This window comes from Micromonospora noduli, assembly GCF_003264365.1.
Lineage (GTDB): Bacteria > Actinomycetota > Actinomycetes > Mycobacteriales > Micromonosporaceae > Micromonospora > Micromonospora noduli.
On record NZ_PYAK01000110.1, the window covers coordinates 1 to 8286 of the forward strand.

The following is an 8286-nucleotide window of genomic DNA, read 5'->3' on the forward strand; positions in this document are numbered from 1 at the left end:
GTCCGGCGCGCCCGGGTCCGGGTCCGACGGCGCGGCGGCCAGTGGCGCCCCCGGGTCCGCGCGACCGGCGACCCGGCGGCGCGGGCGGAGATCGAGCTCGCCGTACACCAGGAGTTGCGCCACCTCGCCGCACCCCGCCCCGCCCGGATCGACGTGCGGCTGCTGCCCCGGCGACGGCCGGCGTGACAAACGCCGGGCACCGACTGCTGTGGACCATCATCGCGCTGCTGCTGGTAGCGGGCGGCGCGGCGGCGCTGACGGCCAGCCTCGGCACGTTGCCCGGCGCCGACCCGGCGGCGGTGCTGCTCAGCGCCGAACTGGTCGACCGCTGGCGGAGGGCCGCGCCGTGGAGCACCCTGGCCGCCGCCGTCGCCGGAGCGCTGTTCGCACTGGCTGGACAACGCCTGCTGACCCGGGAGCTGCGAGGCCCGGACGGCACGCTGCGCGGCACCCTGAGCCACCCCGGACGCCGACCCGGCCGGACCCGGCTGGCCACCGACGTTCTCGCCGACGCGCTGGCCCGCGACCTGACCGGCAACCCCGGGGTACGCCGGGCCCGGGTGGTGCTCACCGGCGCGCCACCGCACCCCGACGTGTGGATCCGGGTGGACCTCACCGCCGACGCGCCGACCGCCGGCGTACGCGAGCACGTTCGCGCCGCGGTCCGCCGATTCGCGGCGACGACCGACTGCCAGCCCGCGCACCTCGACGTGACCGCGCGCATCGAGCCCGGCCGCCCCTGACCCGACGCCGACCCGCAGGGCATGATCGGGGTCGGCGGCGAACGGAGGTACGCGGGTGCGGGTGGTGTCGCTGGTGCCGTCCCTGACCGAGGCGGTGGCGCTGACCCTGCCGGGAGCGCTGGTCGGGGCCACCGACTGGTGCAGCCACCCGGCCGGGCTCGACGTGGCCCGGGTCGGCGGCAGCAAGTACCCCGATCTGGACCGGGTGCGCGCGCTGCGTCCGGACGTGGTGCTGCTGAACGTTGAGGAGAACCGCCGGGCCGACGCGGAGGCGCTACGGGCGGCCGGCGTACCGGTGCGGGTCACCTATCCGCGGACCGTTCCCGGCGCGTTGACCGAGCTGGGCGACCTGCTGACCGAACTGGGCGCGCCGATGGAGCCGGACTGGCTGCGGGCCGCCAGGCGGGCGTGGGCCACACCGCCCCGGCTGACGACGACCCGCCGCGCGGTGGTGCCGGTCTGGCGTCGGCCGTGGGTGGTGCTCGGCGGTGACACGTTCGCCGGTGACGTGCTGCGCCGCCTCGGCGTGGTCAACGCCTACGACGAGCACCCCGAACGCTATCCGCGCCCGACTCTCACCGAACTGCGCGAACGAGAGCCCGACCTGGTGGTGCTGCCCGACGAGCCGTACCAGTTCACCGCCGACGACGGGCCGGAAGCCTTTCCTGGCGTACCGTGCGCCCTGCTCTCCGGGCGGCACCTCACCTGGTACGGCCCGTCCCTGGCCGAGGCGCCCGCGCTGCTCGCCGATCAGCTGTCCCGGCCGGTGCTGGCCGGCTGACCCCGGCCGCCGCACGACGGTCGGTACGCGGCCCGGCGGCTCAACCGGCGGCCCGGCGGTTCTGCCAACGGCCCGGCGGGGTCAGCCGTCGGTTCGGCGGCGGGCGGCCAGGGTGCTGGCGCCGATGGAGACCGTGAGGGTCAGCAGCACCACGGCCAGGGTCAACCAGACCGGCAGCTTGCCCACCGGCGTCTCGGCGAGAATCAGCTTCAGCCCGGCGAAGGCCAGTAGCAGCGCCAACCCGTACCGCAGATAGCCGAAGTGGCGCAGCAGGCCGGCGAGGCAGAAGTAGAGGCTGCGCAGCCCCAGGACGGCGAACGCGGTGGCCGTCCAGACCAGGAAGGTGTTGGTGGTGATGGCAAGGATCGCCGCCACCGAGTCGATGGCGAAGACCACGTCGGTGGCCTCGATGGCAACGAGCGCGACCAGCAGCAACGTCGCCACCCGCCGGCCGGCCACCCGGGCGGTGAACCGGTCGCCGTGGTAGCGGGCGTCGGTGGGCACCAGCCGCCGGAACAGCCGGACCACGACGTTGCGTTCCGGGTCGACGTCCGGCTTCCCGCGTACGGCCAGCCGCCAGCCGGTCCAGATCAGGAACGCGCCCAGCACGAACCCGGCCCAGGCGAGCCGGTCCAGCAACTCGGCACCGGCGAAGATGAACAGCAGCCGGAAGACGAGTGCCCCCACGACACCCCAGAACAGCACCTTGTGCTGGTAGCCCGGCGGCACCTGGAAGTAGCCGAAGAGCAGCGCGAAGACGAACACGTTGTCCACCGAGAGCGCCTTCTCCAGCAGGTAGCCGGAAAAGTAGGCGATGGCCGGGTCACCGCCGAGGCCCCACCAGACGACCAACCCGAACAGCAGACCCGCGCCGATCCAGACGGCGCTCCACAACAGCGCCTCGCGGAGCTCGATGACGTGATTGTCCCGGTGCAGGAGCACATCCACGGCGAGCAGCACCGAGATCACCGCGCCGACCGCCGCCCAGGCCCACAGCGGGACGGCGACCGTCGCCTCAGCCACCGACGCCCTCCGCATCGACCACCGCGCACCGCCCGTCAACCAGGCCGGCCGGCCCCTTTCCGAGCCTAGGTGAACGCCCGACCCGGCATCGGACGGTCCACCGAAGTCGGGTCGGGCAGCACCACGGCGACCTGGCGGTCTCCAGGGGCAACGGCTGAGGCTCTGGGCTGGCGCCGCCCCTGCTCACGCGACCGGCATCACCTGGCGGGGGTCGGAGATCGTGTCGTCGGCGTCGTAGGCGATCGCGTTGGTCACCCGCACGACACCACTGACCTGCCCCGCGAGTCGACCGGCGAGGTCGACGGCGGAGCGGCGGTCCAGCCGACCGGCCAGAGTCACGTCACCGTGGCGGACCTCGACCGTTACCAGTCCATCCCGCACGGCGAGCACCCGGCGAAGCACCTCCTGGACCACGTCCTCCCGAATCTCGGCGTCCGACCGCAGGTGCACCCGCAGCAGGTCGGCACGACTGACGATCCCGACCAGCCGGCCCAGGTCGTCCAGCACGGGCAGCCGTTTGACCTGCTCGCGGTCCATCAGCCGGGCAGCGGCGGACAGCATCGCCTCCGGATCGGTGGTGACCGCCGGCGCGGTCATCAGGTCGCCGGCCAGCAGGGCGGCACTCTTCCCACGGGCACCGCGCCGACGGCGGCTCTCGAAGACCCGTCGCAGCGCCGGATCACCGGCGCGCTCGACCCGGTGCAGCAGATCAGCCTCGGACACCACCCCCAGCACCCGGCGGAAGTCGTCGATCACGGGCACCGCGCTGACACCGCGGCGCAACAGCACATCGACGATCTCCCGGTACGGGGTCTCGGCCACCACGGTCTCGACCTCCCGGGTCATCACGTCACCCACCTGCCAGGTCCTCATCACGGCCTCCCTCTCCTGGTCCATCTCGGACGCTACGACCGAGCGCCGACGGTCGTCAGGGCCGCCGGACCGGACCGGAGGGGGTCGAACGTCCCGAGCAGGTGCGGTCTGTCGGCCCTGCCGTCGAGAACGCCGTGGGCGTCCAATGGAGATGCCACCGGGAAGCGCGGTGCGAAGCTGAGAAGGGACGTGGAGACCATGATCGCGACGATCGAGCGGGTCACCGCCGATAACACCGCTGCGAAGGCCGGCACCGCTCACGAGCGGGCCGTCCGGTACATCCTGGCCGGCACCCGGCTGGCGCTCGGCTGGATCTTCCTCTGGGCCTTCATCGACAAGATGTTCGGCTTCGGGATGGCCACCGAGTCGAAGAACGCCTGGATCAACGGGGGCAGCCCCACCAAGGGATTCCTGACCTTCGGCGTGACCGGCCCGTTCAAGGATCTCTACGCCGGGATCGCCGGTGCCGCCTGGGCGGACTGGCTCTTCATGATCGGCTTGGCCGGGATCGGTGTCGCGCTGCTGCTCGGCATCGGTATGCGGGTCGCCGCCGTGGCCGGTGGGCTGCTGCTGGTCATGATGTGGACCGCCGTCCTGCCTCCGGAGAACAACCCCTTCATGGACGACCACCTGATCTACGCGGCGGTGCTGGCGGTCCTGGCGCTGGTCAACGCCGGCGACACCTGGGGTCTCGGCCGCGTGTGGGCGAGGCTGCCGATCGTCCGGCGGATGCCCTGGCTGCGGTGAACACGGCACACCTCCCTCGGCGGGCGTCACCAGCATCGGTGACGCCCGCCGCGTCGTCGTCCCACCGTCCGGGCCCCGCAGCGCCACCGGGACAGTCTGTGCACGACCGGCGGACGGGCCGCGGAGCAGGTTGCGGGTCCGCCGCACATCGGTGAGGGGTGATCCGGCAGGATCGACGGTGACCGGACACATCACCCAACACGGCAGGAGATCCCCGCATGACCCAGGCAGCAGGCGCCCAGTCGGGCAAGCCCGAGGTTGGTCCGATCGAGGGTGCACCGCCGGCCGACCTCGTGATCGAGGACATCACCGTGGGCGACGGCCCGCAGGCCGAGCCGGGCCAGTTGGTCAGCGTGCACTACGTCGGCGTGTCGCACTCCACGGGCGGCGAGTTCGACTCGTCGTGGAACCGGGGCGAGGCGTTCGACTTTCCGCTCGGCGGCGGCCAGGTCATCGCCGGCTGGGACCAGGGCGTCGTCGGCATGCGCGTCGGCGGTCGTCGTCGCCTGATCATCCCGCCGCACCTGGGGTACGGCGACCGGGGCGCCGGCGGCGTCATCAAGCCGGGCGAGACGCTGGTCTTCGTCGTCGACCTGCTCGGCGTGAGCTGACCGATTGTGGGGGTCGCCGGCCCACGCCGGCGGCCCCGCGTCCGGGTGTGAGCGTGGGAGTCCGCCTCGTCGACGGGGGTCAGGCGGCCAGTTGCAGGTCGGTGGTCGCGACCACCGGGCGACGCGCGGCCTCGATCGACGAGGTCAGCTCCAGAATCGGCATCACGCGATGCAGCCCGCTGACGCGCAGCACCCGCGCCACCACCGGGCTCGGGTCGACCAGGACCAACTCTCCACCGCAGGCCCGCACGCGCAGATGCGCCGCGAGCAGCGTGCGAACGCCAGCGGCGGAGAGCAGCCGCAGCCCGGACATCTCGAGTTGAAGCACCGGGCGGGCCGGCGCGGACCACAGCGCGGACCGGAACGCGGCCACCGTGGCGATGTCGACCTCGCCGGCCACCCGCACGAGGACCATCTGGTCACCCACGCTGACCTGCACGTCCAGCCGGTCGCTGTGCTCTTCCATGCCCAGAAATCTAGCCGCCACCACCGACACTTTCGCCCCTCCGCGGAGTGATTCCGGGTACGCCCAGGGGCATACCCCGAGGCGCTCCACCTCCCTCTCGGGGTGGAGTCAGGGGCCCGCGCGGCGCGCCGCGCGCCCTCGGAACCCGGGGGTCGGCCGGCATTCGGGTGGAGAATAGGTCGATGCTGATCCCCCGGCCCCGGCCGCCCCGGCTGATCCGCCCCGTCCGCGAGCCGGCGACAAGCCCTCCGGCGCTGGCCGGAGCATGGGCCCCCACCGACCGCCGGCTCGACGAGGCCGAGTTGCTACCCCTCCCCGCGGGCGCCGTCGGCCCCGAGGACGTGCTGGTCGACCGCTCCGGGCGGGTGATCAGTGGCGACGAGGACGGTCGGCTCTGGTGGTGGCCGGTCGACGCGCTGGCCGGCACCCCACCCCGACTGCTGGCCGAGACGGGGGGCCGTCCGCTCGGCATCGAGCTGGACCCGTCCGGCGAGGCCCTGGTGGTCTGCGACGCGTACCGCGGGTTGCTGCGGGTCACCCCGGACGGCGCGGTACGCGAACTGACCGGAACGGCACCCCCGGTGCACCTGGCCAACAACGCGACGGTGGGCCGGGACGGCACCATCTACTTCACCGACAGCTCCGACCGGTTTCCGGTCTCGCACTGGAAGCGGGACCTGCTGGAGCACCGTCCCAACGGTCGGGTGCTGGCCCACCATCCGGGCAGCGGCCGCACCGAGGTGGTGACCGACGGGCTGTACTTCCCCAACGGGATCGCGCTGACCCCGGACGAGTCGGCGCTGATGCTGGTGGAGACCAGCACCCACCGGCTGCTGCGGGTCGAGCTCAGCGGCGGTGTGCGGGTCCTCGCCGACCTGCCCGCGTACCCGGACAATCTCGCCTCGGTGGGCGACGGGACGTACTGGATCGCGCTGCCCAGCCCTCGGGTGCCGATCGCCGAACGGCTGCTGCCCCATCCGCGGCTGCGCCAGATCGCCGCCCTGCTGCCCGACGCGATGCAGCCGCAGCCACGCCGCTACGGGCTGGTCGCGCTGGTCGACGACGCGGGAACGGTCCGCCGGACGCTGCACGGTCCGAACGGGCACTACTCGATGATCACCGGGGTACGCCAGCACGGCGACCGCCTCTGGCTGGGCAGCCTGACCGGATCCGGGGTGGCCCGCGTACCCCTGGGGTGACGGCCACGGGTGGCGACAGGGCCGGTCCCGCCCGCGTACCCCTGGGGTGATGGCCACGGGCGGCGACAGGGCCGGTCCCGCCCGCGTACCCCTGGGGTGACGGGCGGGGGCTGCGGGCGGCGACAGGGCCGGTCCGCCGTGGTGGCGGGCCGACCCTGTCCTGCCGTCAGCGGTGTCTCAGCGGCCGCTCACCGACGGCGCCGGTGCGGGCGATCCGCCGGCCACCGCGCCCGGGTGCGCCGGGGCGACCGGCACGGGCTTGAGCCCGGGCGGCACCGGCAGCGCGCTGCCCCGGGCGAACTCGTCCCAGCTCACGTTCCACGCGGTCCAGCCGTTGCCCGGCTGTAGCTCCACCTCGGTGCCCTTGACGGTGACCAGGTCACCAACCTGCGTCACCCCCATCAACCAGTCGGCCGCGGTGGCGGAGACGTTCGCGCAACCGTGCGAGACGTTGGTGTTGCCCTGGTCCCCCTCCGACCAGGGGGCGGAGTGGATGAACTCGCCGCCCCAGGTGTAGCGCTGGGCGTCGTCGACATCGACCACGTAGCCGCCGTCCGGCTCACCCCGGGTGTCGAAGGTGACCCGCTCGTGCTTCTCCATGATCACCATCTTGCCGCTGGAACTCGGCGTGCTCGGCTTGCCCAGGCTGACCGGGATCCGGCGGACCTGCTTGCCGTCGCGCAACACGGTCATCTGCTTGGTGGCGTTGTCGATCTCCAGCGAGACCTGCCGTCCGATCTTGGAGGTCGCGGTCCGCTCGGCGTCGCCGACCAGTTTCTTTCCGATCGGCAGACCCTCCAGACCGGCCCGGACACTGATGGTGGTCCCCGGCTTCCAGAAATCGGGAGCCCGGTAATAGACCTGACTTCCATCCTCAAGCCACGACCAGGTGCCTGGTTGCGGCGGATTCGTCTTTACGAACAACCGCCGCTGGACATCCGCCCTGGCCTCTTTTGGAATTCCTGGGTCGAACGCCACCGTTACCGGCATCGCCGTGCCGTACGTCCGATTGCCGTTGAAATAGAGTGTGCTGGTGATCTGCGGCTTGGTCGATTTGGCCATCGTCGTGAACGTGGTGGTGCGGGTGGTGGTGGCACCGGAGTCACCGGTCGCGGTCACCTCGGCGGTGTAGGTCCGTCGTGGTTGCAGCGGGGCGCTCGGCACCCAGCCGGAGCCGTCCTCGCGCGGCTCGGCGTTGACCTGCTTGCCCTTGTCGTCGGTGAGGCGTACGCCGGTGACCCGCCCACCCTTGACCACGGTGCCCACCTCGGCGCTCACCGGGACGTCCCGGGCCTTGTCCCCCGGCGTCACAGCGAGTTCCGGTGGGGCGGCGTGCTTCTTGGCCGAGCCGGTCGCCGAACCCCGGTCGGCGGTGCACGCACCCAGGACGAGTGGTGCGGCTGCGATGGTTACCGCCAACAGCGTCAATCGCCGCCTAGACGTCATGTTCAGTCCCCCCGTTTTCGACTTCCCTCCGCCACATTCTTGCCCGATTGAGGGGACCATTCGCGGCATTCAGAAATAATCGGCAGCGCATTTACCGGAGCATTTTCCGACAATGTTCCAATTGGCGGATCAGGGGTTGAACTGACCCGTCTCATGCGCTTTGCTCCGCTTGAGCGACGCATCGTCGACTGTCCGGATGGTGGGGGTGTGGCACTGGCGCGGTCGATCCGCTTCATGATCGACTCGACTTCACGGAAGTCGCGGTATCCCGGTCGTCCTGACACCGCGACTTTCATGAACCCGAGTGGATCACGCGCCGGGGCGGGGCGGGCGAGCCGGGCGGGGCGGACGGGCCGGGCGGGGCGGACGGGCCGGGCGGACGGGGCGGGCGGGCGGG

The 8286-nt window shown here is 72.2% G+C and carries 10 protein-coding genes; 6 read left to right on the forward strand and 4 right to left on the reverse strand.

The window, feature by feature from the left end; translation table 11 throughout:
* The 3 genes from GUI43_RS34135 to GUI43_RS32770 all read left to right on the forward strand — a co-directional run.
* On the forward strand, window positions 1–186 hold a 186-nt coding region (locus tag GUI43_RS34135; RefSeq protein ID WP_170158817.1), incomplete at its 5' end, for a hypothetical protein.
* Window positions 183–743 carry a hypothetical protein gene (locus GUI43_RS32765; protein ID WP_112602063.1) on the forward strand — a complete coding sequence of 187 codons (561 nt, stop codon included), beginning with the start codon at window positions 183–185 and terminating at the stop codon, window positions 741–743. The genes GUI43_RS34135 and GUI43_RS32765, both read left to right, overlap by 4 nt.
* Window positions 744–798: 55 nt before the next feature.
* Entirely contained in the window at window positions 799–1524 is a 726-nt protein-coding gene (locus GUI43_RS32770) for a helical backbone metal receptor (RefSeq protein WP_112700654.1), read from the forward strand.
* Window positions 1525–1605: 81 nt separating this feature from the next.
* Here the strand turns inward: GUI43_RS32770 and GUI43_RS32775 are convergent, their stop codons facing one another.
* Window positions 1606–2562: a TerC/Alx family metal homeostasis membrane protein gene (locus GUI43_RS32775; protein WP_112700656.1), complete on the reverse strand. Its 957-nt coding sequence runs from the start codon at window positions 2560–2562 to the stop codon at window positions 1606–1608.
* A 168-nt stretch (window positions 2563–2730) separates the two neighbouring features.
* Window positions 2731–3420 carry a CBS domain-containing protein gene (locus GUI43_RS32780; RefSeq protein ID WP_112587878.1) on the reverse strand — a complete coding sequence of 230 codons (690 nt, stop codon included), beginning with the start codon at window positions 3418–3420 and terminating at the stop codon, window positions 2731–2733.
* Between the two features lie 189 nt (window positions 3421–3609).
* On the opposite strand from GUI43_RS32780, the gene GUI43_RS32785 reads away from it, so the two are divergent.
* Both GUI43_RS32785 and GUI43_RS32790 read left to right on the forward strand, forming a co-directional pair.
* Window positions 3610–4167, forward strand: coding sequence for a DoxX family membrane protein (locus GUI43_RS32785; protein ID WP_112587181.1), 558 nt, complete (start codon window positions 3610–3612; stop codon window positions 4165–4167).
* 218 nt (window positions 4168–4385) lie between these two features.
* A complete protein-coding gene (locus GUI43_RS32790) occupies window positions 4386–4778 on the forward strand; it encodes an FKBP-type peptidyl-prolyl cis-trans isomerase (RefSeq protein WP_091397734.1) in 393 nt (130 codons plus the stop codon).
* A gap of 79 nt (window positions 4779–4857) precedes the next feature.
* On the opposite strand, the gene GUI43_RS32795 is transcribed toward GUI43_RS32790, so the two are convergent.
* On the reverse strand, window positions 4858–5244 hold the full coding sequence (locus GUI43_RS32795; protein ID WP_112587183.1) for an STAS domain-containing protein: 387 nt from the start codon (window positions 5242–5244) through the stop codon (window positions 4858–4860).
* A 182-nt stretch (window positions 5245–5426) separates the two neighbouring features.
* Here GUI43_RS32795 and GUI43_RS32800 point away from each other — a divergent pair, with 182 nt between their 5' ends.
* Window positions 5427–6443, forward strand: a complete 1017-nt coding sequence (locus GUI43_RS32800) for an SMP-30/gluconolactonase/LRE family protein (protein WP_112700658.1) — start codon at window positions 5427–5429, stop codon at window positions 6441–6443.
* Window positions 6444–6620: 177 nt separating this feature from the next.
* Here GUI43_RS32800 and GUI43_RS32805 read toward each other — a convergent pair whose 3' ends face one another.
* On the reverse strand, window positions 6621–7889 hold the full coding sequence (locus tag GUI43_RS32805; protein WP_112587187.1) for a L,D-transpeptidase: 1269 nt from the start codon (window positions 7887–7889) through the stop codon (window positions 6621–6623).
* Window positions 7890–8286: the final 397 nt, after the last annotated feature.

Bases quoted from the DNA above. Each gene is read 5' to 3' on its own strand.
- GUI43_RS32800 (WP_112700658.1), top strand. From the start codon at position 5,427: ATGCTGATCCCCCGGCCCCGGCCGCCCCGGCTGATCCGCCCCGTCCGC.
- GUI43_RS32780 (WP_112587878.1), bottom strand. From the start codon at position 3,420: ATGAGGACCTGGCAGGTGGGTGACGTGATGACCCGGGAGGTCGAGACC.
- GUI43_RS32805 (WP_112587187.1), bottom strand. From the start codon at position 7,889: ATGACGTCTAGGCGGCGATTGACGCTGTTGGCGGTAACCATCGCAGCC.
- GUI43_RS32790 (WP_091397734.1), top strand. From the start codon at position 4,386: ATGACCCAGGCAGCAGGCGCCCAGTCGGGCAAGCCCGAGGTTGGTCCG.
- GUI43_RS32775 (WP_112700656.1), bottom strand. From the start codon at position 2,562: ATGCGGAGGGCGTCGGTGGCTGAGGCGACGGTCGCCGTCCCGCTGTGG.
- GUI43_RS32795 (WP_112587183.1), bottom strand. From the start codon at position 5,244: ATGGAAGAGCACAGCGACCGGCTGGACGTGCAGGTCAGCGTGGGTGAC.